General features: G+C 68.8%; 21 protein-coding genes. 10 read left to right on the forward strand and 11 right to left on the reverse strand.

Annotated elements, in window-relative coordinates:
- Window positions 1–133: 133 nt before the first annotated feature.
- From C5E41_RS00765 to C5E41_RS00785, 5 genes are all read right to left on the reverse strand, one after another.
- Complete coding sequence (locus C5E41_RS00765) at window positions 134–1,708, reverse strand: carboxyl transferase domain-containing protein (protein ID WP_104373916.1); 1,575 nt, start codon at window positions 1,706–1,708, stop codon at window positions 134–136.
- 93 nt (window positions 1,709–1,801) lie between these two features.
- The gene (locus tag C5E41_RS00770) at window positions 1,802–2,404 is read right to left on the reverse strand and encodes a GTP-binding protein (protein WP_174372252.1); all 603 of its coding nucleotides are present in this window, start codon (window positions 2,402–2,404) and stop codon (window positions 1,802–1,804) included.
- Entirely contained in the window at window positions 2,385–2,759 is a 375-nt protein-coding gene (locus tag C5E41_RS00775; RefSeq protein WP_025347064.1) for a DUF742 domain-containing protein, read from the reverse strand. The genes C5E41_RS00770 and C5E41_RS00775 overlap by 20 nt, the downstream gene beginning before the upstream one ends.
- Window positions 2,760–2,766: 7 nt before the next feature.
- On the reverse strand, window positions 2,767–3,180 hold the full coding sequence (locus C5E41_RS00780) for a roadblock/LC7 domain-containing protein (RefSeq protein WP_011207200.1): 414 nt from the start codon (window positions 3,178–3,180) through the stop codon (window positions 2,767–2,769).
- On the reverse strand, window positions 3,177–6,809 hold the full coding sequence (locus tag C5E41_RS00785; RefSeq protein WP_104374164.1) for an ATP-binding protein: 3,633 nt from the start codon (window positions 6,807–6,809) through the stop codon (window positions 3,177–3,179). The genes C5E41_RS00780 and C5E41_RS00785 overlap by 4 nt, the downstream gene beginning before the upstream one ends.
- 318 nt (window positions 6,810–7,127) lie before the next feature.
- Between C5E41_RS00785 and C5E41_RS00790 the strand changes: the two genes are divergently transcribed.
- From C5E41_RS00790 to C5E41_RS00810, 5 genes are all read left to right on the forward strand, one after another.
- A complete protein-coding gene (locus C5E41_RS00790; RefSeq protein ID WP_104373917.1) occupies window positions 7,128–9,239 on the forward strand; it encodes an AMP-binding protein in 2,112 nt (703 codons plus the stop codon).
- Between the two features lie 134 nt (window positions 9,240–9,373).
- On the forward strand, window positions 9,374–9,754 hold the full coding sequence (locus tag C5E41_RS00795; protein WP_104373918.1) for a hemophore-related protein: 381 nt from the start codon (window positions 9,374–9,376) through the stop codon (window positions 9,752–9,754).
- 76 nt (window positions 9,755–9,830) lie between these two features.
- Window positions 9,831–10,535, forward strand: coding sequence for a response regulator transcription factor (locus C5E41_RS00800; RefSeq protein WP_439956338.1), 705 nt, complete (start codon window positions 9,831–9,833; stop codon window positions 10,533–10,535).
- Window positions 10,536–10,572: 37 nt separating this feature from the next.
- Complete coding sequence (locus tag C5E41_RS00805; RefSeq protein WP_104373920.1) at window positions 10,573–11,955, forward strand: sensor histidine kinase; 1,383 nt, start codon at window positions 10,573–10,575, stop codon at window positions 11,953–11,955.
- A 76-nt stretch (window positions 11,956–12,031) separates the two neighbouring features.
- Window positions 12,032–12,853, forward strand: coding sequence for a hypothetical protein (locus C5E41_RS00810; RefSeq protein ID WP_146097433.1), 822 nt, complete (start codon window positions 12,032–12,034; stop codon window positions 12,851–12,853).
- Here the strand turns inward: C5E41_RS00810 and C5E41_RS00815 are convergent.
- The gene (locus C5E41_RS00815) at window positions 12,772–13,134 is read right to left on the reverse strand and encodes an FKBP-type peptidyl-prolyl cis-trans isomerase (protein WP_104373922.1); all 363 of its coding nucleotides are present in this window, start codon (window positions 13,132–13,134) and stop codon (window positions 12,772–12,774) included. The two genes, C5E41_RS00810 and C5E41_RS00815, sit on opposite strands and share 82 nt — an antisense overlap.
- A gap of 139 nt (window positions 13,135–13,273) precedes the next feature.
- Between C5E41_RS00815 and C5E41_RS00820 the strand changes: the two genes are divergently transcribed.
- Complete coding sequence (locus tag C5E41_RS00820; protein WP_104373923.1) at window positions 13,274–14,077, forward strand: TrmH family RNA methyltransferase; 804 nt, start codon at window positions 13,274–13,276, stop codon at window positions 14,075–14,077.
- Window positions 14,074–14,364, forward strand: coding sequence for a DUF2537 domain-containing protein (locus C5E41_RS00825; protein WP_104373924.1), 291 nt, complete (start codon window positions 14,074–14,076; stop codon window positions 14,362–14,364). The genes C5E41_RS00820 and C5E41_RS00825 overlap by 4 nt, the downstream gene beginning before the upstream one ends.
- 44 nt (window positions 14,365–14,408) lie before the next feature.
- On the opposite strand, the gene C5E41_RS00830 is transcribed toward C5E41_RS00825, so the two are convergent.
- The 3 genes from C5E41_RS00830 to serC all read right to left on the reverse strand — a co-directional run bounded on the left by C5E41_RS00830 (window position 14,409) and on the right by serC (window position 17,885).
- Window positions 14,409–15,140, reverse strand: a complete 732-nt coding sequence (locus tag C5E41_RS00830) for a DUF6928 family protein (protein WP_104374165.1) — start codon at window positions 15,138–15,140, stop codon at window positions 14,409–14,411.
- Window positions 15,141–15,385: 245 nt separating this feature from the next.
- Window positions 15,386–16,450: a septation protein SepH gene (gene sepH, locus C5E41_RS00835; protein ID WP_104373925.1), complete on the reverse strand. Its 1,065-nt coding sequence runs from the start codon at window positions 16,448–16,450 to the stop codon at window positions 15,386–15,388.
- 307 nt (window positions 16,451–16,757) lie between these two features.
- The gene (gene serC, locus C5E41_RS00840) at window positions 16,758–17,885 is read right to left on the reverse strand and encodes a phosphoserine transaminase (RefSeq protein ID WP_104373926.1); all 1,128 of its coding nucleotides are present in this window, start codon (window positions 17,883–17,885) and stop codon (window positions 16,758–16,760) included.
- Between the two features lie 137 nt (window positions 17,886–18,022).
- Between serC and C5E41_RS00845 the strand changes: the two genes are divergently transcribed.
- Window positions 18,023–18,838, forward strand: a complete 816-nt coding sequence (locus C5E41_RS00845) for a hypothetical protein (RefSeq protein ID WP_258080646.1) — start codon at window positions 18,023–18,025, stop codon at window positions 18,836–18,838.
- 20 nt (window positions 18,839–18,858) lie between these two features.
- Here the strand turns inward: C5E41_RS00845 and C5E41_RS00850 are convergent, their stop codons facing one another.
- Together C5E41_RS00850 and C5E41_RS00855 are read right to left on the reverse strand one after the other, a co-directional pair.
- Window positions 18,859–19,749: a polysaccharide deacetylase family protein gene (locus tag C5E41_RS00850; protein WP_258080647.1), complete on the reverse strand. Its 891-nt coding sequence runs from the start codon at window positions 19,747–19,749 to the stop codon at window positions 18,859–18,861.
- Between the two features lie 82 nt (window positions 19,750–19,831).
- On the reverse strand, window positions 19,832–20,974 hold the full coding sequence (locus C5E41_RS00855; protein ID WP_062961912.1) for a citrate synthase 2: 1,143 nt from the start codon (window positions 20,972–20,974) through the stop codon (window positions 19,832–19,834).
- 331 nt (window positions 20,975–21,305) lie between these two features.
- On the opposite strand from C5E41_RS00855, the gene pdxH reads away from it, so the two are divergent.
- Both pdxH and C5E41_RS00865 read left to right on the forward strand, forming a co-directional pair.
- The gene (gene pdxH, locus C5E41_RS00860; RefSeq protein WP_181063054.1) at window positions 21,306–21,956 is read left to right on the forward strand and encodes a pyridoxamine 5'-phosphate oxidase; all 651 of its coding nucleotides are present in this window, start codon (window positions 21,306–21,308) and stop codon (window positions 21,954–21,956) included.
- 143 nt (window positions 21,957–22,099) lie between these two features.
- Window positions 22,100–23,395: an MFS transporter gene (locus C5E41_RS00865; RefSeq protein ID WP_104373928.1), complete on the forward strand. Its 1,296-nt coding sequence runs from the start codon at window positions 22,100–22,102 to the stop codon at window positions 23,393–23,395.
- The last annotated feature ends 54 nt before the right edge of the window (window positions 23,396–23,449 follow it).

Here is a 23,449-nt window from a genome sequence, read left to right on the forward strand (position 1 = left end):
TAGAAGCGGTTTGCCGAGCCGTCAACGACGCGCACCTGCGTGTTCGCAGTTGTCGGCGGTCGACGAGGACCAGGCTTCCCGCGGCCCCATCTTTCATCCGTCGCGGGAGCCCGGCCGCTGCTGGCGCGGGAGGTCAGCCGGGGACGCCGAGACGGCGGTAGCGGCCCGAGCGCCGCGCTCTCAGATCGCCTGTGGGCCGACCGCGCAGTTCGGACAATTCCGCGGCGATCGCGGCGACCATGCGGCGGGAGAAGTCGATCGGTTCGTGGGCGGCGTCGGGGATCTCCGGGACGATGCGGTCGACGACGCCGTCGGTGAGCAGGTCGGCCGCGCCGACTCGTTGGGCGGCCGCGAGGTCCGGCGCATGGTCCGTATCACGGAAGACGATGGCGCTGGCGCCTTCCGGTGGAAGTGGCGCCAGCCAGGCGTGCGTCGCGGCGAGGACCCGGTCGGCGGGCAGCAGGGCCAATGCCCCACCGCCGGTGCCCTGGCCCAGCAGTACCGACACGGTCGGCGTGTCCAGGGTGACCAAATCCGCTAGGCAGCGGGCGATTTCGGGTGCCAGGCCGCGCTCTTCGGCCTCCTGGGACAGCGCCGCGCCCGCGGTATCGATGACCAGGACCAGCGGGAGGTGGAGTTCGGCGGCGAGGTGCATACTGCGGCGGGCCTCGCGCAATGCGGCTGGCCCCATGGTGTTCTCGCCGGTCTGGCCGGCCCGGTCGTGACCGAAGATCACGCACGACTCGCCGCGCAGCCGGGCCAGCGCGTGGACGACGGTGCGGTCGGATTCGCCTTGACCGGTGCCGCTCAAGGGCACGCGATCGGTCGCCTGCCGCAACAGCTCGCGAATACCCGGACGCCGCGGGTCACGAGAGATCAGCACCGACTCCCAAGCCGATGAAGCGGTTCGGTCGGCAGCACCTGGTGAAATCGCTCGGTCAGCACCCGATGCGTCCGCATGCCCAGTTCTCGCGACACCCGTTCGCCCGAGGATCGACTGCGTGGGCGTAGCGAAGGGCAGCGAATCGGGCTGTCCCGCAATTGAAGTCGTCACATTCAACACCCGGTGCGCGATCCGGCGGAAGAACCGGACCGGCACGACCCCGTCGATCACCCCGTTGTGATACAGGTTCTCCGCGATCTGCACGCCCTCGGGGAACGGCCGGTCGTAGAGCGCCTCGTACACCCGCGGTCCGAGGAATCCGATCAACGCGCCGGGTTCGGCGAAGGTCATGTGCCCCAGCGAGCCCCAGGACGCGAACACGCCGCCCATCGTGGGATTGCGCAGATATACCAGATACGGATGCCCGGCCGATTTGTGCGCGGCCACCGCGCCCGCGATCTTCACCATCTGAACGAAGGCGACCGTGCCCTCCTGCATGCGGGTTCCGCCGGAGGTGGGCGAGGCGAGCAAGGGCAGACCCAGTTCGGTGGCGCGTTCGACGGCGGTGACGATCCGCTCGGCGGCCGCCACGCCTATCGATCCGGCCAGAAAGCCGAATTCACACGCGATCACCGCGACGCGCCGCCCGCGCAACCGTCCCTCACCGGTCAGCACCGATTCGTCGGTGCCGCTGCGTTCGACCGCGGCGGTCAGTTCCGCGCGATACGCCGGCGACGTGGCGACCTCGATCGGTTCTCGATCCCAGCTGCGGTACGAACCGGGATCGAGCACACCGTCGAAAAACTCACGCGCCGAGATCTTCACGCCCCGAGCGTAACCGCGCCGGAACGGGTGATCGGCGGGCGTGGTGCCACCGCGTGCCGACGCGGCCGCGTCGTGCGGCCGGTCGTCGGCGTATCAGTAACCCTGAACCACTTTGCGCAGCGCGTACTCGGTGACCGAGACCAGCGCCTGCTTCACCGGCTCGCGGCGGCGCGCGTCGATCGACATGATCGGCACGTCCGCCGGGACGGCCAGCGCCTGGCGGATGTCCTCCAGGGGGTACCGCGGTGCGTCGTCGAACTCGTTGATGGCGACCAGGAACGGCAGCCCGCGAGCCTCGAAGTAGTCGACGGCGGCGAAGGAATCCTCGAGCCGTCTGGTGTCGATCAGCACTACCGCCCCGATGGCGCCGCGAATCAGGTCGTCCCACATGAACCAGAAGCGGTACTGGCCGGGTGTGCCGAACAGATAAAGCACCAAATCGTCGGCCAGGCTGATCCTGCCGAAGTCCATGGCCACCGTGGTGGTGGCCTTCGTCGGCACGGCGGCCAGGCTGTCGACGCCCACACTGGCGTTGGTCACCAAAGCCTCGGTGCGCAGCGGAACAATCTCCGATACAGCACCGACCAAGGTCGTCTTGCCCACACCGAAACCACCGGCCACCACGATCTTCGCGGAGGTCGGCTTGGCGTTGCGGGTATCGACCTGGGCCGTCGAATCAAATACGCCGGAGTCCACTGAGAACCCTTTCGATCAGCTCGCGACGTTCATCGTCGCTCGAATCGTCTTTCAAAGTCGCCGAAACTCGAACATGTCCCGCCTCGATGAGGTCGGCGACGAGAACTCGAGCCACCCCGATCGGAATACCCAGTCGGGCAGCAAGTTCCGCAACAGATGGCGATTCTCTGCACAACTCCACGATTGACGTCTCGATGTTGGTCAGTTCGAACTGCCGCTCTAGGGCGACCGGATGCGATGCGACGAGCGCCTCCAATGCCAACTCCACCGTCGGCCGCGTACGACCGGCGGTCAGCGAGTACGGACGGACGAGGCTGGGCTCGGCGCTCCCCACGTGCTGGTTGTCTATGTCCATCCCACCATCAGGAACCCATCGTGACACGAGGTGTGGCCTGGACTGTCTGGCCCACCCGCTCGACCAGCAGAGCCATCTCGTAGCCCACCTGGCCGATATCGCAGGACGTGTTCGTCAGCACGGCCAAGTAGGACCCGTCACCGACTGCCATGAGCAGTAGGTAACCGTGTTCCATCTCGACCACGGACTGCAGTACCGTGCCGCCTTCGAACAGGTTCGAAACGCCGACAGAGAGGCTGGCCAAACCGGCGGTCACAGCGGACAGCTGTTCGGCTCGGTCGACGGGCAATTGAGCGCTCGCGGCCATCAACAGGCCGTCCGCCGAAACCAGCACGGCATGAGCGACGCCCGGGACCTCGTTGGCGAAGTTCGAAACCAGCCAATCCAGCTGACGGTTCGTACCACCTAGATCGGGGTTCATCGGTCTCCTTTATCTCCGGTTAGGTTCATTGCTCCCATTGCGCGGCCATCCCGGACGCCCTGCTGGTGACGACTCAGACTTGACCTGATCGACTCTGGGTCGCGGCTCGGCGCCCGGTCGGCGCGCCCGATGACACCACCGGGAACCAGCCGATTGCCTGGATCACGCTGCGGCAATCCGGCTGCCGTCCGCTTCTCCGACGAGGTTTCCACTGCTCGTCGGGCAGCCTGCCAACCTTCGTCACCTGGGGATTCGAAGGAGGCGGCGACTTGGGACCGGTCCGGGTTGGGGTCCGCGAGCCACGCCGACATCATCTCGGCGAAAATCGGACTTCCCCCTTCCGACGGGCCGGGGTCGGCTGCGGGTTGCAGCCGGGTCTGGAAGAACGATGCCGTCTTCTGCGGATTCGACCGATAGCTGTGGCGGCCGCGTTCGCGACCCTCACCGGATTCCGCATTCGCTTCCGCGGCGGCGTTGTCCCGCTGCGGCGCATGACGTCCGGGCAGGCTCAGGCCCGGGGTGGGTTCCGGCCGTGGCGGCAGACCGGCACCCGGCTGCCGCTGCGGCAGGCCGCCCGCGGCCGGGGCACGCTGCGGCAGGCCCTCATTCGACTCTCGTTGCGGCAGGCCGCTACCGGCATCGCGCTGGGGCAGACCGCCGATGCCCTCGCGCTGCGGCAGCCCGCCACCGCGCTGCGGCAGACCGCTGCCCGAATCTCGTTGCGGCAGAGCGTCACCCGAATCCCGCTGCGGGAGGCCATTACCCGCGTCCCGCTGCGGCAGACCGGCACCGGCGTCCCGCTGCGGCAGCCCGCTGCCGGCATCGCGCTGCAGACCGGTGGGCGCACCCTCGCGCGACGGCGCGCCGTTGGAACCGGGCGTCCGCTGCGGCAGGCCTCCGGGACCGCGCTGCGGCAGCTCGCCGTTGGACGATTCCCGCTGCGGCAGGCCACCCTCGCGTGACGGGGCGCCGTTGGACCCCGGCGTCCGCTGCGGCAGGCCGTTGGCGCCGAGATCCCGGGCGGGCAGGCTTGCCGCGGGACGGTCCTCACCGGCAGGCGCACGCTGCGGCAGACCGGACCCACCGCGCTGCGGCAGCCCACCTTCCCGCGGCGGCAGGCTCGATCCCGAATCACGTTGCGGCAGAACACCTTCGCGCGGCGAGAGGGCGTTACCGCCGCCCGGCGGCCGCTGCGGCAGTCCGGTGGGACGGCCCGGTCGCGGCGGCTGACCCGCCGCACCCGGCTGACGCTTGAGCATATTGGCGGCCAGACCCGAGGTCGGCTGCGCCGGAGCGGAGCCCTCGCGCTGTGGCAGATTCGTGTTCGGCTGCGCCGTCGGCGCCTGTGGTCCGTTGGCGCCGGGCTCACGCTGCGGCAGACCCGTCGGGCCCTGCCCGGGCTCGGCATCGGCGAGCGGATGACGCGCATTCGGTCCATTGGCGCCCGGCTGACGCTGAGGCAGCCCGCCCGGAACCGCACCGCCCGGCTGGCGCTGTGGGAGTCCGCCCGGGCCCGAACCGTTCGCCGAGGCGGCGGCGCCGGTGGTGCGAACGGTGCGATCGTCTCCGGCATCCGCGGCCGGCGTGATCGGGATCGGCCCGCTCACCCCCGGGTCCACGGTGACCATCATGTTGCCGCTCGGAGTGCGGGTGACGCCGCGCATCTGCATCGACGACGCCGCGGACGGCCGCTGGGTCGGCACCGACATCTGCTCACCGGACTGTTCGGGCAGCGAGACCGTTCCGCCCGACGGCGCCACGATGATCGCCTTGGGCACATGCACGGTGACGGTGACGCCCGGGTCGCGGGCGGTGTCGAAGGTTGGGCGCAGGCGCACATTGAGGCCGTGCCGCTCGGCCAGCCGGCCGACGACGAACAGACCCATGTGACGCGCGGTGTCCGGACCGACCTCGGCGGTCGACTCCAGGCGCCGGTTGATCGATGCCATCTCCGCCGGCGGCATACCGATACCGCGATCGGCGACCTCGATCAGCAGACCCTGATCGTGGGCCTGGGCGAAGGTGAACTTGACGTCGGTCTCCGGCGGCGAGGCGCGTAGCGCGTTGTCGAGCAGCTCGGCGAACAGGTGCGCCAGGTCGGAGGCGGCCGGTTCGGTGATGGCGCCGCGCGGGGTGGCGCCCAGCTTCACGCGCTCGTAGTCCTCGACCTCGGAGATCGCGGCACGCAGCACGTCGGCGATCTCGACCGGCGCGGACTTGCTGCGCCGTTGCCGGGTACCGGCCAGAATCAGCAGGTTGTCGCCGTTTCGGCGCATACGGGCGGCGAGGTGGTCGAGCCGGAAGAGGTTCTCCAGCAGGCGCGGGTCCTTCTCGTCGTACTCCATCGCCTCGATCAGCGAGAGCTGATGGTCGACCAGCGACTTCGAGCGACGCGCCAGGGTCTCGAACATATCGTTGACCTGGGTACGCATGGAGGCCTGGTCGGCCGCCAGGCGCAGGGCCTGACCGTGGATGTCGTCGACCGCGCGTGCGAGCTGGCCGACCTCTTCCTCGGTGTGCACCGGCATCGGCTCCAGCGGCACATCCTCGGGGCTGGCACCGTCACGCAGGCGCGAGACCTCGTAACCGAGGTCGTGTTCGGCGACACGCAGCGCGGCCAGGCGCAGCTTGCGCAGCGGCACGATCATGGCCCGCGCGACCAGCACGGCGAAGATCAGCGCGGCCAGAATCGTCAGGACGACGATGACCGCGTACTGGATCGCGCCGCTGCGGGCGTTACCGGCCAGGTCGTTCACTCGGGAAGTGATGTCCTGAGTCGAGGAACCGACGATCTTGGTGTAGCCGTTCAGGCTGTCGACCAGCGACTGCTTGATATCCATCAGCGGCAGCTGACCGACGTCGACGTTCGGCCCGCTGGTCATGTTGATCCGGTTCTGCAGCAAGCCGTTCAGCTCGGCGATCGTCGGATCACCCTCGGGCAGCCGCTTGGCCAGCAGGTCCAGCATGTACTTCTCGGTGTTGCCCGCGACCTGGAAGTCGTGCAGGCCGCCCTTGGCGTCGCCGGTCAGGGTCTTGGCCGAGGCCGCGATCTCCTGGACCATCACCGCGCGGGTGTTCAGCGAGTCGACCAGGCGCAGCTTCGCCGCGTCGACGCCGGGGTCGGAGATGGTCGAGACGATCTCCTCGACCGTGCGGACGCTGTTCTGGCGGATCGCCTCTTCCTGGGCGATCGCGTCGGCGAGCACCGGCGAGGGCTTGGTGCCCTGATCGCGCACCGCCTGGGCGCCCTTGATCATCTGCTCGATCGCATCGCGCGCACCCGGAACGCCGTCCAGCTTGGCCGTGGCCTTCTGCGCGGTCTGGATGGCGCCGTCCAGCCTTGTCAGGTCCGCGTCCTGAACCAGCGACTGGGTCGGGCTGATCGCGGCCATCTGGCCACCGGCGACCGTGGCGGCGGCACCACTCAGGCCGGTGACGGCCGGGATCGCCTCAACGTGCTCGACCGCCTGATCCAGGTGGCTCGAGTCACTGAACTCGGACGCGATCCTGGAAGCACCGAGTACCACCGCGACGAGCAGCGGCACGGCCAGCACGGCCGTAACCTTCCAGCGCAGGTCCCAGTTGCCGAGCGCCCAGCGCTTCCCAACGGGCCTAGCGGCGTCACGCATCTCCAACTCACTTTCCAAACTGGCCCCAGCCACGCGCCATCGGCGAGCCTCCACGATCGCACGCGCGGCTCGATAAGCAGAACGGGCCGGGAACTGCGGCTGGCCGAGAAATTGCGTCCATGACGGCCGAAATAGGTGACATGCGATTCTAACGGATCAATAACTTCTTGTCTGACCTCTTGGCAACCACCAGCCGTTGACCTGGCTGTTCCAGCCAAAATCAAAGGTCGCGGCGGCCGCCCGGACGTCGCGTGAAGTCTGCCACAATCAGGCTGATCTATCGAGGCGGGCATCGATGCGAGGCAGGGAGTCATACGGTTGAACGCGAAGCAGGAGTACCGGCCCACCTACCAGACCAGCCTGGTCGATCCGTCGGACTTCTGGCGTAGCGCGGCCGAGGCGATCAGCTGGGACGTTGCGCCCGACCAGATTCTCGATACCACGGCACGACCGACGGCTCGGTGGTTTCCCGATGCTCGCCTCAACACCTCCTACAACGCCCTCGATCGGCATGTGCGCGATCTCACAGCGGAATCCGCCTCGACGAACGACGATACCGATACCGCCGCTGAGACGGGCATTTCCGAACAAACGGGCGGTCGCGCGAACCAGCCCGCCTTAATATACGACTCCGCTATGACGGGCGCGAAAGTCGTCTATACCTACGCCGAGTTATTGGCCGAGGTCGCCCGGTTCGCCGGCGCCATGGTGCGGCTCGGGGTGCGCACCGGCGATCGCGTCGTGATCTACATGCCGATGATCCCCGAGGCCGTGATCGCGATGCTGGCCTGCGCGCGAATCGGCGCGGTGCATTCGGTGGTCTTCGGCGGATTCGCCGCGCACGAACTGGCCGCGCGCATCGACGACGCCGAACCCGTCCTGATCGTGACCGCCTCCGGCGGCCTGGAACCGAACAAGCGCCTCGAGTACCCGCCGATCGTGCTGCAGGCGCTCGACCAGGTGCAGACCACCGCGCCGCGGAATGTGGTCGTGAAGCAGCGCGAGGGGTTTCCGACCATCCGGTTCGCCGCCCCGCAGCCGGCCACCGACACCCTGCCGGACTCCACCGCCACCGTCGCGGCCCGCTGGCTGGACTGGGAGGACATGGTCCGCGACGCGGAACCGGCCGATCCGGTGCCGGTGGCCGCGACCGATCCGCTCTACATCCTCTACACCTCGGGCACCACCGGAAAGCCCAAGGGCGTGGTGCGCGACAACGGCGGCCACGCGGTGGCGCTGGCCTGGTCGATGCGCAACATCTACGATGTCTCCCCCGGTCAGGTGATGTTGACCACCTCCGACATCGGCTGGGTGGTCGGCCATTCCTATATCGTCTACGCCCCGTTGCTGGTCGGCGCGACGACCGTGCTGTTCGAAGGCAAACCGATCGGTACGCCGGACTCCGGCACCTACTGGCGGCTGGTCGAGCAATACGGGGTGCACGTGATGTTCACCGCGCCCACCGCACTACGCGCGATCCGCCGCGCCGATCCCGAGGCCGCGCTCGCCCGCCGCCACGATCTGTCCTCGCTGCGCGCGCTGTTCTGCGCCGGCGAACGGCTCGACCCCGCCACCTACGAGTGGACCCGGGAGACGGTGCTAGCCGATCGGCCCGACTGCCCGGTGGTCGACCACTGGTGGCAGACCGAAACCGGCTGGCCGGTGTGCGCGAACCCGCTCGGTTTACAGGAGCTGCCGATCAAACCCGGCTCGGCCTCGGTTCCGGTACCCGGCTACCGACTGCGCGTTCTGGATTACGAAGGCGATGCGGTGGCGACGGGTGCGGAGGGCAACATCGTGATCGGCCTGCCGCTGCCGCCCGGCTCGCTGACCGGCCTATGGCGCGACGAGGAGCGTTTCGGCCGCTCCTATCTCTCGGCCTACCCCGGGCACTACCTCACCGGCGACTCCGGCTATTTCGACGAGGACGGCTATCTGTACGTGCTCGGCCGCAGCGACGATGTGATCAATATGGCCGGCCATCGGCTCTCGGCCGGCGGTATCGAGGCCGCGATCTCGGGACATTCGGCGGTCGCGGAAACCGCGGTGATCGGAGTGCCCGACGAACTGAAGGGTCAGCTGCCGATCGCCTACGTGGTGCTCAAGAACGGGGTCGACATCGAGCTGGCGCAGCTGCGCGCCGAGATCATCGCCCGCGTCCGGGAGCAGATCGGCGCGATTGCGACGATGCACGATGTGACGGTGGTACGGGCCTTGCCCAAGACCCGATCCGGGAAGATCCTGCGCCGCACCATCCGCCAGATCGCCTCGGGCGAGAACTGGGAGATGCCGGCCACCATCGAGGACCCGGCGGTGCTGATCGCGCTGGAGGATCAGCTGCTCGCCGGGACCGATCCGACCGCCGATCCGGCGGCGGGGAGCACGGCCGATCCGGCGGCGAGCACGAACGGCTCGAGTATCGGTTCCTGATCGGGGCACCCGATCGTGGGGCGCGCGGTTCCCACAGCCGGTTCAGAGTCTTCTCAGAATCGGTTCACGCACGCCCCAGACTCCGGCGATACCGTGCCGGACACGTACGTGCCGACGCACAGGGAGAGAGAATCATGCGCATTCGCGGATTTGCCGCAACCACCCTCACCGCTGCGGGCCTGGCCGCCGGGGCCGCCCTGCTGGTCCCCGCCACCGCATCGGCCGATCCGACCGAACTGGTTGCGCCGCTGCTGAATTCGACCTGCAGCTTCGCCCAGGTCGACGCCGCGTTGCACGACAAGGCGCCGCAGCTGGCCTCGATCCTGGACAACAACCCGGACCAGAAGGCCGAGCTGAAGGCCAAATTCGATCAGCCGGTGGAACAGCGCCGCGCCGAATTCCAGCAGTATCTGGCCCAGCACCCGGACGAGGCACAGCGCGCCCAGCAGGACCCGCGGGCCGCCGGCCTGAGCTCGACGATCCAGGAAGTCGCCGATTCCTGCCACAACTACTGATCCGGCCACCGGGTCGGCAACTCGCGCGGGCCTCGGGCCACCCCCGGGGCCGCGCGGTCAAATTACACTGCACACCGTGGCGAGCAGCGAGAATCCGACGGTGCTGGTGGTCGACGACGACGAGGATGTGCTGTCCTCGGTGGAACGCGGCTTGCGACTGTCCGGATTCCGGGTGGTCATCGCCCGCGACGGGGCCGCGGCCCTGCGCAGCGTGGCCGAGCAGGCGCCCGATGCGGTCGTGCTCGATATGAACATGCCGGTGCTCGACGGCGCCGGCGTCGTGACCGCGCTGCGGGCGATGGGCAACGAAGTGCCGATCTGTGTGCTCTCGGCACGCAGTTCGGTCGGCGATCGGATCGCCGGACTGGAATCCGGCGCGGACGACTATCTCGTGAAACCGTTCGTCCTCGCCGAATTGGTGGCGCGGATCCGGGCGCTGCTGCGCCGGCGCACCGATACCGCCCCCGCCGCGTCGCCGGGCTCGATCATCGTGGGTCCCTTGGAAATCGATGTGGCCGGCTATCGTGCCCTGCTGCACGGTAACGAAATCGAGCTCACCAAAAGGGAATTCGAACTGCTGTCCACGCTGGCCCGCAATGCCGGAGTGGTGTTGAGCCGGGAACGACTGCTGGAGCTGGTGTGGGGTTACGACTTCGCCGCGGACACCAATGTGGTGGACGTCTTCGTCGGCTATCTGCGTCGCAAGTTGGAGGCCGACGGCACTCCCCGGCTGCTGCACACCATTCGCGGCGTCGGTTTCGTCCTGCGGATGCCGAAATGATCTGCGCGCGTGCCGGAATGATCTGTGCGGGTGCGGGATGACCGCGCCGCGCCGGCGACGCTTCGGGCTCCGACACTCCTTCTCACTGCGCACCAGGGTCGCGGGCGCGGCGGCGCTGGGCGCGATCATCATCACCGCGGTATTGAGCTGGGTGTCGGTGGTGGCGTTGGGCCGCAACAGTCTGGCCCAGGCCGATCAGGAATTGAACATCGCCTCGCGCATCGTGCTGATGCAGCCACTCATCGCGGTCGGGGTGCTGTCACTGGTGAGTCCGAACAGGGATATGGCGGTGACGGTCCGCGACCACGGCGAGATCATCGCCTCCACCAGCGTCCGCCTGCCGACCGAGGAACCCGGTTCGCATACGGTCACGTTGGAGGGCACCCCGTTCCGGGTGCTGACCACGACCGAGAATCAGCCCGAGGGACGAACGGTGTCGATCGCGATCCCGCTGACCGACGCCTATCACACCATGTCCGAACAGCGGCGCTGGGTGCTGTTCGCGGCCGGGCTCGCAGTGGCCGCGGCGGCCGGGCTGGGCTGGGTGTTCGGTGGCGGTGCGGTGCGCCCGATCCGCGATCTCACCCGCCAGGTGAGCGCGCGCAGTGGCACCAGCACCGCCGAGGTCCGGGTGGACGGATCCGGGGTCTGGGAGGCCGAAAAGCTCTCCGAGGCAGTGAATTCGCTGCTTGAGCGGGTGCAGTTGGCCCAGGCCGAAACCGCGGCGGCACTCGAGACAGCCCGCGATTTCGCCGCCGTCTCGGCGCACGAACTGCGCACCCCGCTGACCGCGATGCGCACCGACCTCGAGGTGCTGCGCACCCTGGACCTCGACGAGCAGCAGCGCGCGGAGATCCTCGACGACCTCCAGCGCAGTCAGGGCCGGGTAGAGGCCACGCTGGCCGCGCTGGAACGGCTGGCCGCGGGCGAGCTGACCGACGAGCGCGACCATGTCGAAACCGATGTCGGCGATCTGGTCGACCACGCCGCCCATGACGCGATGCGCCACTTCCCGGAACTCACCGTCCGCATCGAGACCGATCCCGAACTGATCACCCGCGGCCTGCCGACCGGACTGCGCCTGGCGCTCGACAACGCGCTCACCAATTCCGCCCGTCACGGCGGCGCGACCCAGGCGCTGGTGTCCGCGCATCGCCGCCCCGACGGCTGGATCGTGCTCTCGGTCGACGACAACGGTGCGGGCATCCCGGCCGAGGAACGGCGCAGCGTCTTCGACCGTTTCATCCGCGGCGCCCACGCCACCAAGGGCGGCTCCGGCCTGGGCCTGGCACTGGTCGCGCAGCAGGCCCAATTGCACGGTGGCCGAGCCTATTTCGACGACGGCACCCTGGGCGGCGTGCGCCTGGTGCTGGAATTGCCGGACCGTCCGATGCCGGCGCCGCCACCGCCGGCGAACTGAATCGTTCGCGATCCATCACAGAACCCTCAGATATCCGCCAGTACTCGCGCATTCACCGTCGCTACCGTTGAACGACGTGGCAGGTAGAGGTTTTCGCTGGACAATGCTCGGTGCGGTGACCCTGGTGGTCGCCGGTGCGGTGACGGGTGGGGTGATCGCCGCCACCCGCGGTGGTGCCGCGCCGACCGATATCGCGATCGTCAACGCGGATACCGGGCCCGCCGGTGCGCGCATCGTGAAGACACTGCAATCCGAGAGCGACACCTGGACCGTGGCCGAACCCGGTGCGCGTACCGCCGACCACGCCGCGGTGATCACCCTGCCCGCCGACCTCAGTGCGTCGCTGGCCACCCTCGCCACGGCGCAGCCGCGTCGGGCACAGCTGACCGTGGCCACCAACGAGCACGCGGACACCGCCGCGGTCGACGATGCCGTCGCGGCGGTGACGCGGCGAATCGCGGCCGCCGGCGTGGATCGAACCCTGGCCGCGGTCGCGAACGCGCGCGGTTCGATGCAGCAGGCCGCCTTCACCTCCCAGCTGCTCGACGCGGGCGTGCGGACGGCCGCCGACGCCGCCGGACAGTTCACCGGCGGCGCCCAGCAGATGCTGAGTTTCCTGGATTCCGAGGCGACGAATCAGGCCGAGAACATGGCTGGGGCCTTCGATGCCACCGGGCTGACCATCGGGCAGATCAGTGCCGGTGCGAACACGATGAGTACCGGGCTCGACCAGATCCTGCCGCTGCTGCGCGCGCTACCGTTCGCGGCGGACCCTCAGGTCACCGACATCATCGGAAAACTGGAGGCGATCGGCGACTATTCGACGACGTTCAGCAGATCGATGACGAAGATCAGCGTCTTGCCCGACAGCGGATGGCCCGAACCCTCGGGACCGTAGGCCAGCTCCGGCGGGATGGTCAGCTGGCGGCGGCCACCCACCTTCATCCCCGGAATACCGTCCTGCCAGCCCTGGATCAAGCCGCGCAGCGGGAAGGTGATGGATTCGCCACGGTTCCAGGACGAATCGAATTCCTCGCCGGTGTCGTAGGTGACGCCCACGTAGTGCACCTCGACGGTGCCGCCGGGTACGGCCTCGGCGCCGTCGCCCTCGACCAGATCGTTCACTTCCAGCGTGGTGGGCGCGGGGCCTTCCTGGAACTCGACTTCCGGCTTGGTCATGCGTCCTCTTCCGTTGCGATGGATAAATCGTTCTGCGGATAAACCAACAAAGGGTTCACCATAGCGTTGCTTGCCAAACCGTGTTCCACACGACAGTTGGATCGGCCGAATTCGGGGCCAGGGTGCAGGATAGGTTGCCGTGGCCCACGTGATCGATATCGTCGACCCCGGCGACCCTCGAGTCGCTGACTTCCGCGACCTCAACTCCGCCGACCGCCGTCCCGACCTCCCGGGCGGAAAAGGCCTGGTCGTGGCCGAGGGCGTGGTGGTCGTGCAGCGGATGCTGGCCTCGCGTTTCCAGCCCTTCGCCCTGCTCGGGGTGGGCCGCCGCTTCGATCAACTCGCCCCCGACCTCGCCGGTGTCGATGTGCCTTACTACCGCGTCGGCGCCGAGGTGATGGCCGAAATCGTCGGATTCCATCTCAATCGCGGCGTACTTGCCGCCGCCTACCGCCCGCCGGAATTGCTGCCCGAGGAGATCCTGCGGACCGCGCGCACGGTCGCGGTGCTCGAGGGCCTCAACGACCACGAGAACATCGGCTCGATCTTCCGGAATGCGGCCGGACTCGGCGCCGACGCGGTGCTGTTCGGCGACCGCTGCGCCGATCCGCTGTATCGGCGCGCGGTGCGGGTGTCGATGGGCCACGTGCTGCGGGTGCCCTTCGCGTCGCTGCCGACCTGGCCCGACGGCCTGCACACCCTGCGCGAGCTGGGCTTTCGGATCATCGCGCTGACGCCGAACCCCGCGGCGGTGAATCTGGCGACCGCGATGACCGGCGACCGGGTGGCCCTGCTGCTCGGCGCGGAAGGCCCCGGCCTGACCGAGGCGGCGATGCGAGCCACCGATATCCGCGCCCGGATTCCGATGACGCCCGGCACCGATTCGCTCAATGTCGCGACTGCGGCCGCGATGGCCTTCTACGAGAGGGTGCGGACATCGTGAATCGACCGCTCGGCCGCCCGGACGGCGAACCGACGCCGTGGGCGGCGGGTATCGCGGTGTCGGTCTTCGTCGCCGCGCTGACCGCTGCCGGGGTGTACTCGTTCGGTATCGCACTGGCACATGTTCATTGGACGCTCGCGGTCGCGGTGAACGTGATCGCCGTCGCCGGCACCGCACCGACCGCGTGGCGCTGGCGCTACACCCCGGTCACCCGCTGGGTGCTCGCCGGACTCGGCGCCGGGGTGCTGACCGGCTGGGTCGTTCTGCTGATCGATGCCGTGTCCTGATGTCTTGACGTCTTGATGTCTTGGCGTCTCGACGGATTTCGCGATCAGAACACGCGGTCGCGTCCGCGCAGCCAGCCGAACCAGCGCTTACTCGCCGGAATCGTCACCGACGTCTCCCGCGTCGCCGATGCGGGCGCCTGCCCCGAGGGGTAGAGGCTGAATCCACACACCTCGATCCGATCCGGACGTAGAGCGTCGTCGGAAGACCCTGCCCGGTAACAGAATCCGAGCCACTCCTCGTTCGCGGCATCGGCGAATTCCGGCGGATCGAACGGCAGGATCTGTGGATCGGGAAAGTCACCGGGCCGCAGCCGGACCGGATGGTCGCCGGCCCAGTACGAGCGCTCCCACACCAGCGGCAGCCCTTCGTCCTCGACGATGTTCACCCGCGTGGCGCTGAAGGCGCGACGGAATTCCCCGCGCTCCCAATGCGCGAACGCGCCCCAGCCCAGGGGGACGTCGTAGGACACGAGGTAGGTGTGCTCGGAGGCCAACGGCCGGATCAGCAGTTCCGGCAGCCGGGTCGGATGGCTGCGCGCCGCCTGCACGGTGCAGACCACCGTGACCCCTGGAAAGCAGCCGATGTACACCGAGCCGGGATCCGGCCCGGCCCAGACCTTCAGTGTGCCGGAGGCAGCGGGCACCACATCGTGGCCGGGATTGAGCTGTTTGGCCAGGGCGAGGGCGGCCTCCGGATCGGGATCGGGATGTGAGCGCAGGACCGCCGCCGGGTCGGGGTCGTCGACGTACCAGATCGACGAGGCTGTGGATGGCACCTGCGACACCTCCCGAGCTCGAACGGGTAAGCGGGGTTACTCCCGAGCAAACGCGGGAGCCGAACCACATCCGCCACCGCGGCCTGCTCGCTGTGCGCCCGACGAGAATCGGGCGCGTACGAAAAATCTACCCTCCCAACAGCGGAAACATCGTCGCTTCCGACTTCTGCCGCGCGTGTCAACCCCCGTTTCACACATTCCGGCGGCGATACGCCCGAACGAGGGTGAGCAGAGAACCGGAAGACTCAGTGCCCGGAGCTACGGACGCCGAGCAGCACATCCTCCCAGGACGGCATCGGCGCCTTACCCCGCTTGGCCCGGCCCGGCTTCTGCGCCGCGGGCTTGGCGGCTTCGGGCTTGGCGCCCGCCGCCGCAGTGGTGGACTTCGCCGCCGATTCCGGCTCCGGCTCCGCGGCGGCGGCAGGCTGCGGATCTGCGGCGGGTTCGGACGGCTCGGCCGGGGCGGTGGGAGCCGCGGCGGCCGGAAGCGCCGGGGTGGCGGCCGCGGGCGTCGCGCTCGACGGATTCGCCGCCACGGCGCTCTTGGCACTGACCGGAACCGCGGTGCCGCCCACGGCGGCCCGCTGCTCGAAGTACTCGTCGAAACCGGCCTGGCCGGTCTCGGCCACCGCGGTGGTCTGGACGGGCCCGGCCGACACCGGTTCCACCACCGGCGCGGGCTCGGGCGCCGGCTCCGGCAGGATGGTGGCCAGTCCGCGCAGGGCGCGACCGAAATCGGGATCGATCAGATCCGAGGCCGGATCGTCGAGCGGCACCACCGAGCCACCGTGCGCGTCCGGCTGGTAGCGCCAGTGCGCGGCGATCACCGAACGGCCGGCCTGCCACTGCAATTGGGCGACCCAGTAGTTCTTCTCGTCCTTCCAGGCGTCCCATTCGGCGATATCGATGTTGTGCCCGCGCTCGGCGAAGGCGGCCGAGACGATCTCGATCAGCGTCTCCACCGCCGGACCGTCCTTGCGCACCGGATGCGCCTTCTGCGCCAGCTCGGCCGCACGCGCACGCTCGAGCAGCACGGGGTAGGCGAAACGCTCCACCCGGCTGGCCGGCATGCCGGACTCCTCGGTGACCTGCTCCACCGACGCACCGGCACGGATCCGAGCCTGGATATCGCGAGGACGCATGGTCGCCTCCGTTTCGATCTCGATCTGGCCGAATCGGGCAAGGTCTCCACGCGCGGCGGCACGCAGCTTCTCGTCGGCGGCGAGCCGGTACTTCTGACCGGTCTCGGCATCGACGCACACGATGTGCGCGGAATCGGGCGTCAATCCGATCACTCGAAGTTCACGCACCGTTACCTCCTTATCGCTGCGCCGATCACAGCTGCGCCGAGCACCAACTAGCTCGCGACACCGCCCACGTTCTGGAACAGTAGTGCACTTCTGAGATTCGTGTGGCAAGACACGCGGCCTGAAATCTACCGCCGCGATACCGGGGACGACTAATCTGCTCTGTTTCCACGCTCACCGGCCCGCGACTCGGCAAACTTCCGGCACGATTTCGGTTGGCGCACACCACAACAGCGTAAACGCGAAAGCCGCGGATTTCGGTGACGAAATTCCGCGACTTTCGCGAGTTTTTATCCGAGCGCTGTCGTGATCAGGCGCTGATCTGCTGCACCACCCAGTCGATGCAACGGGTCAGCTGCGACACGTCCTCGGGATCGATCGCCGGGAACATGCCGACGCGCAGCTGGTTGCGGCCCAGCTTGCGGTACGGCTCGGTATCGACGATGCCGTTGGCGCGCAATACCTTTGCGACCTGCGCCGCGTCCACCGACGGGTCGAAGTCGATGGTGCCGACCACCTGCGAGCGGTGCGCCGGCTCCGCGACGAACGGCGTGGCGAATTCGCTGGACTCGGCCCAGGAATACAGCCGCGACGAGGAATCGAGGGTCCGCTTGACGGTCCAATCCAGGCCGCCGTTGTTGTTCATCCACTCGATCTGATCGGCGAACAACAGCAGCGTGGCCAGCGCCGGAGTGTTGTAGCTCTGATCCTTGGTGCTGTTGTCGATCGCGATCGGCAGCGAGAGGAATTCGGGGGTGTAGCGACCCGAATCCTTGATTTCGGAGACTCGCTCCAGCGCCTTCGGGCTCATCAGCGCGACCCACAGGCCACCGTCGGAGGCGAAGCATTTCTGCGGCGCGAAGTAGTACACGTCGGCGTCGGCGAGATTCACCGGCAGACCGCCCGCGCCGGAGGTGGCATCGATGGCGATCAGCGCGTTGTCCGAGCCGGCGGGCCGCTGCACCGGAACCGCCACACCGGTGGAGGTCTCGTTGTGCGCCCACGCGATCACATCGGCGACCGGATCGGAGACCGGCTCGGGCGCGGTGCCCGGCTCCGAGGACACCACGATCGGATCGCCGATGAACGGGTTGCGCTTGGCCACCGCGGCGAACTTCGAGGAGAACTCACCGTAGGTCAGGTGCAGCGAACGGTCCCGGATCAGGCCGAAGGCCGCAGCGTCCCAGAACGCGGTGGTGCCGCCGTTGCCGAGCACGACCTCGTAGCCCTCGGGCAGCGAGAACAGCTCGCGCAGGCCCGTGCGGACGCGCGCGACGACGTCCTTGACCGGCTTCTGACGGTGGCTGGTACCCATCACGGCGGCGCCGACCTCGACGAGGGAGCGCAGCTGTTCGGGACGGACCTTGGACGGGCCGCAGCCGAACCGTCCGTCGGCGGGCTTCAGATCGTCGGGGATGCTCGGAAAGGCAGCGGTCATGGGCTCAAGCCTAGAGCGTGATGTGGGTCTCGCGCGTGGGTGGGTCGGGGTTGCGCAGACGGATGCGACGGCCTCGCCGAACCGCGCATATGTCCGTATCACCGTGCCGGCGCCCAGCGGACGGCTACCGTTGGGCAATGAGTATGGCAGGGCGGAAGATACCGGACTCGGCGGGCATCTCCGCCGCATCCGCGGCCCCCGGACCGACCGCGGTCCCCTCGGCGGGCGCAGCCGGATCGGCCGGGTCCGGCGGCGGCCGGTACGGCCTGCGCGCGCGCCTGGCGACACGACTCGATCGGGTCGGGAACATGCTGCGTACCGGCATGCTTTCCGATGGGGCACGGCACGAGTTGTTGTTGCGCGGCCTGCCCGGAACGGCGACGATTCTCGGGGTCCGGCCCTGCCGGAATTCCGCATCCGCGGGCGCCCGACTCGACGGCCTACGGAAGCGGGCGGATGCCGCGGGCCGGGTCGAACCCTGCTGTCGCTTCTGGGCCCGCATCCAACTCGACGGTGTACCGCCGTACGAGATCCGGGTGCGGCAACGAGTGAGCGACGCCGATCGGGAGTCCATGCAACCGGGCGACGTGGTCGGCTGCCGCGTCGATCCGGGTGATCGCGAGCGGCTGGTGCTGTACGTGCCCGGCGTCGCGGAGGCGACCCGGGTGAGCATTGCGAAGATTCTGTCCGCGGGCCGCCGCGCCGACGCGACCGTGCTGGCGGCCACGCCGATCGCCGCCGACTATTCGGGCCGCGACGATCCGGTGCTGCGGCTGGATCTGGAACTGCGCGCCTGGGACGAACCGCGGCCGTGGCGGGTGCGGATCGTGCAGCCGGTGCCGTTGCCGGCGATCGAACTGGTCGATCTGGGCCGGCATCTCGAGGTCGCGTTCTTCGCCGTGGACCGCGGCGAGTCGGTGGCGGTGGACTGGGAGGCCTCGGCCGAACTGTGAATCCGGTTCGAAAGGCCCGCTCAGGGCAGTTTGACGAATTCGAAACCGCGCGAACGCAGTACCGGCAGCACCACCGACATCCCCTCGGCCGTACCCGATTTCGGTCGGTGCATATGGGCGATCGAGATCGCCCCGGGCTGTGCCGCCGACATCGCGGTGCGAACCTGCGCGGCCGAGAAGGTCGCACCGGCATCGGCGTTGATACTGAAGCCGACCGGCGTCTCCCCCAGATCCCGCACGATCGCGACCGCCACATCGTCGTAGTGGGCGGTGCCCGCACGGAAGAACCGGGGCGGATGCCCGAGCAGCCGGGTGAGCCGCTCGTGATTGCCCCACACCTCGTCGATCGCCTGCTGCGGGGACGAGGTGCCGGCGATGCCGTAGGCGGCGTGACCGGTGACCGAGAGCGGGCAGTGCCGGGTGCCGTGGTTGGCGAGCTCGAACAGCGGATTGGCGGCCAGCTGCTCGGCCCTGCCCGGGTCGGCATCGATCCAGCGCTTGTTGAGAAACAGCGTCGCCGGAATGTTGTGGGCGACGAGGTAATTCATCAACTCGGTGTTGATCTCGTCGTTGTCCGGCCCGCCGCACGCATCGAAGGTCAGCGCCATCTGCGTACCCTGCGCGGGGATCGAGGTGATGATGCCGGGCAGGTCCATCCCCCATCCGGCGGGCTGCCGACCGGCATAGCGCGCGGCCACGGCCGCCGGATCGGGCTGCGCCGGCAGCGACGCCGACACCGGACCCGCCACCGACGGCACCGATGTGCGGGCCGGCGCGGGCGGGGCCGTGGAGATGATCGTCTTGACCGACGAATTCCCTTCGGCCGTAGCGCATCCCGAGGCGGCGAAACCCGCGGCTACCGCCGCCCCTGCTGCCAGAAGCCGACGTCGCGACAGTTCTGCTCCACCCACGCGAGCAGATCCTACGGCAGAGAAGCGACGAGCGCCTCCGCAGCGGAACTGCGGGGGGCGCTCGAGCGGTGACGGGCCCGGACTACCGGACGACGGTCTCCCATCCCGGCACGGATTCCGCGGTGCGCGGCGCCGGTCCGGTGTAGATCGCGGCCGGGCGCACCAGCTTGCCCAGTTGCTTCTGCTCGAGGATGTGCGCGCACCAGCCCGCGGTGCGGCCACAGGTGAACATCGCCGGCATCATGTGCGCCGGCACCTCGGCGAAGTCCAGGATCACGGCGGCCCAGAACTCGACGTTGGTCTCGATGGCGCGGTCGGGGCGACGCTCGCGCAGTTCGGCCAGCGCGGCCTGCTCGAGTGCGGCGGCGACCTCGTAGCGCGGTGCGTCCAGCCGCTTCGCGGTGGCGCGCAGCACCCGGGCGCGCGGGTCCTCGGCCCGGTAGACCCGGTGGCCGAAGCCCATGAGCTTCTCCTTGCGATCGAGGATGCCCTTCACCAGAGCGCGTGCGTCGCCGGTCTTTTCGACCTCCTCGATCATCGGCAGCACCCGCGCGGGGGCGCCGCCGTGCAACGGGCCGGACATGGCGCCGATCGCGCCGGACAGGCTGGCGGCCACGTCGGCGCCGGTCGAGGCGATGACGCGCGCGGTGAACGTGGAGGCGTTCATACCGTGCTCGGCGGCCGACACCCAGTAGGCGTCGATGGCCTCGACGTGGCGCGGATCCGGGTCACCCTTCCACCGCTTCATGAAGCGTTCGGTGATCGTGCTCGCCTCGTCGATCTCCTTCTGCGGCACGGCCGGCTGGTAGATGCCGCGAGCGGACTGCGCGACGTAGGACAGGGCCATCACCGACGCGCGCGCGAGGTTCTCGCGGGCGGTGGCGTCGTCGATATCCAGCAGCGGCTGGTAGCCCCAGATCGGGGCCAGCATCGCCAGACCGGCCTGCACGTCGACGCGCACGTCGCCGGTGTGCACCGGCAGCGGGAACGGCTCGGCGGGCGGCAGTCCCTGCCCGAAGCGGCCGTCGACCAGCAGCGCCCAGACGTCACCGAAGGTGACGTGGTTACCGACCAGGTCCTCGATATCGACACCCCGGTAGCGCAGCGCACCGCCGTCCTTGTCGGGCTCGGCGATATCGGTGGTGAACGCGACCACACCTTCCAGGCCACTGACGAAATCGGGGGGTACGGCCGGACCAGTAGGAGCCGCAGCGCTGGTAGTCATGTTGTGACTCTCCTTGCAAATCGGGCCGCACGATCTGTGGGCGGCCACGCGATGGTGCTTTCCCGGCTCGGCCGGGGTGGTGCTTTCCCGGCTCGGCCGGGGTGGTGCTTTCCCGGCTCGGCCGGGGTTGGTGCTGTGCGGCCGCTTGCCACTCCGGCCGATCACCTGCAACCTTATCCCCCCAGTACTGGGGAGTAACGTTTGGACCATGCGCGAGGAGCAGAATTCACCGGGCTCAGCGGGGAGCGAAACGGGTCTTGCGACCGCGAATTCATCGACTTTGCCGGACCGCTTCGGCGCCGTACCGCGCGTCGATGTCGATATCGCCGCGATGCGGGCCGAATACGGCGGCGACCCGGACCTGACCGAGAGCTGGCCGGCCGACGGCTGGGAATCGTTGCTGCGCAACTGGATCGAGCTCGCCACCAATGCCGGCATCACCGAACCCAATGCCATGGTGCTGGCGACGGTCGAGCTCACCGACGCCGGCCCGCGCCCCGCGTCGCGCACGGTCCTGTGCAAGGGAGTGTCCGCCGAGGGTGTGACTTTCTACACGAATTACGACTCCGCGAAGGGTGATCAACTCCACGCGGTGCCGTATGCGTCGGCCACCTTCGCCTGGCCGAAGGTGGGCCGGCAGGTGACGCTGCGAGGCCGGGTGGACCAGGTCTCCTCGGAGGTGACCACGGCGTACTGGCGCTCGCGTCCGCGCAATTCGCAACTGGGAGCGTGGGCCTCGCACCAATCCCGCCCGGTGGCCTCGCGGGAGGATCTGGATCGGGCATTAGCCGACGTCACGGCCCGTTTCGACGGCGTGGAACAGATTCCGGTCCCGGCCAATTGGGGCGGCTACATCCTGCGTCCGGAACAGATCGAATTCTGGCAGGGCCGGCGCAGCCGGTTGCACAACCGCATCCGGGTGACGCTGCCGGACGGACCGGCCGCGATCGGCTCGGCGCGCATCGAACGCCTGCAACCCTGACCTGCAATCCCCGCCACGACGGGCGATATGCCCGAGTCGCGGATCCGCCGGCACCGGCTATATTCATGGGATGATTTCTCGAAGACGGCCGCCGGCCGGATCGTCCGCGCGGACCGGCGCCGCGCCATGGTGAAAGCTCGGCCATGGTGAAAGTGCTCGCCGATGTCGCACCGCTGCGCGACATCGATTTCCGGCGGCTGTGGGTCACCAATATCGTCACCGTCATCGGAGCCCAACTCTCGGTGGTCGCGGTTCCGCAGCAGATCTATCAAATCACCGGCAGCTCCGGGTATGTCGGCCTGGCCGGTATCTTCGGCCTGGTGCCGCTGATCGTCTTCGGCCTGTGGGGCGGGGCGGTCGCCGACGTCATGGACCGGCGCACCCTCTTGCTGATCACCAGCATCGGCACCGGACTGACCTCGGTGGCGTTCTGGGCGCAGGCCGCCGCCGGAGCGAACAACGTCTGGCTGGTGCTCGGGCTCTTCTCGGTGCAGCAGGCCTTCTTCGCGATGAATCAGCCGACCCGCGCGGCCATCATTCCGCGACTGCTGCCGGGTGATCTGCTGCCGGCGGCCAACTCGCTGAACATGACCGTCATGCAGTTCGGCGCCATCGCCGGGCCGGTGCTCGCGGGGGCGCTGATTCCGGTGACCGGACTGTCGACGCTGTATCTGATCGACTCGATCGCCCTGCTGGCCACGCTGTGGGCGGTGTGGCGACTGCCCGCCGTCCCGCCGACCGGAGTCGCCCGGAAGGCCGGATTGGGCACGGTCGTCGAGGGTTTCAGCTACCTGTCCACCCAGCCGATCCTGCTGGCCTCCTTCGCCGTCGACGTCATCGCGATGGTGTTCGGCATGCCGCGAGCTCTGTTCCCGCAGATGGCGCACGACACCTTCGGCGATCCGGTGACCGGCGGTGTGGCCTTGGGCCTGCTCTTCGCCGCGATGTCGGCCGGTGCGGTCGCCGGCGGCGTGTTCTCCGGGTGGCTCGGCCACGTACGGCGCCAGGGCATGGCCGTGGTGGTGTGCATCGCGCTGTGGGGTGCGGCGATGATCGGCTTCGGACTCGCCGTTGGCGCGACCGGCCATCAGTCGAGCATCGGGGTCGGCCTGTGGATCGCCTTGGCGTGCTTGGCCTTCGGCGGTGCGGTCGACATGTTCTCCGCGACGCTGCGGACCAGCATGTTGCAGGAGGTGGCCACCGACGACATGCGCGGGCGGCTGCAGGGTGTGTTCACCGTGGTCGTCGCAGGTGGGCCCCGAATCGGTGATGTTGCCCACGGTTTCACGGCCGCGGCCATGGGTACCGCCGTGGCGGCGGCCGGCGGTGGGGTCCTGGTGGTGATCGGCGTGCTGATCGCCGCGGCAGTCTTCCCCGCCTTCGTCCGCTACCGCGTTCCCCGCGTCCACGCCGAGATTCCGGCCGATCAGCACTCGTGAGCACCCGCGCGGGCCTCTAGCACGATCGGGCCCGCGAGTTCACATCGCACACAT

The organism is Nocardia nova (assembly GCF_002933465.1).
GTDB lineage: Bacteria > Actinomycetota > Actinomycetes > Mycobacteriales > Mycobacteriaceae > Nocardia > Nocardia nova_B.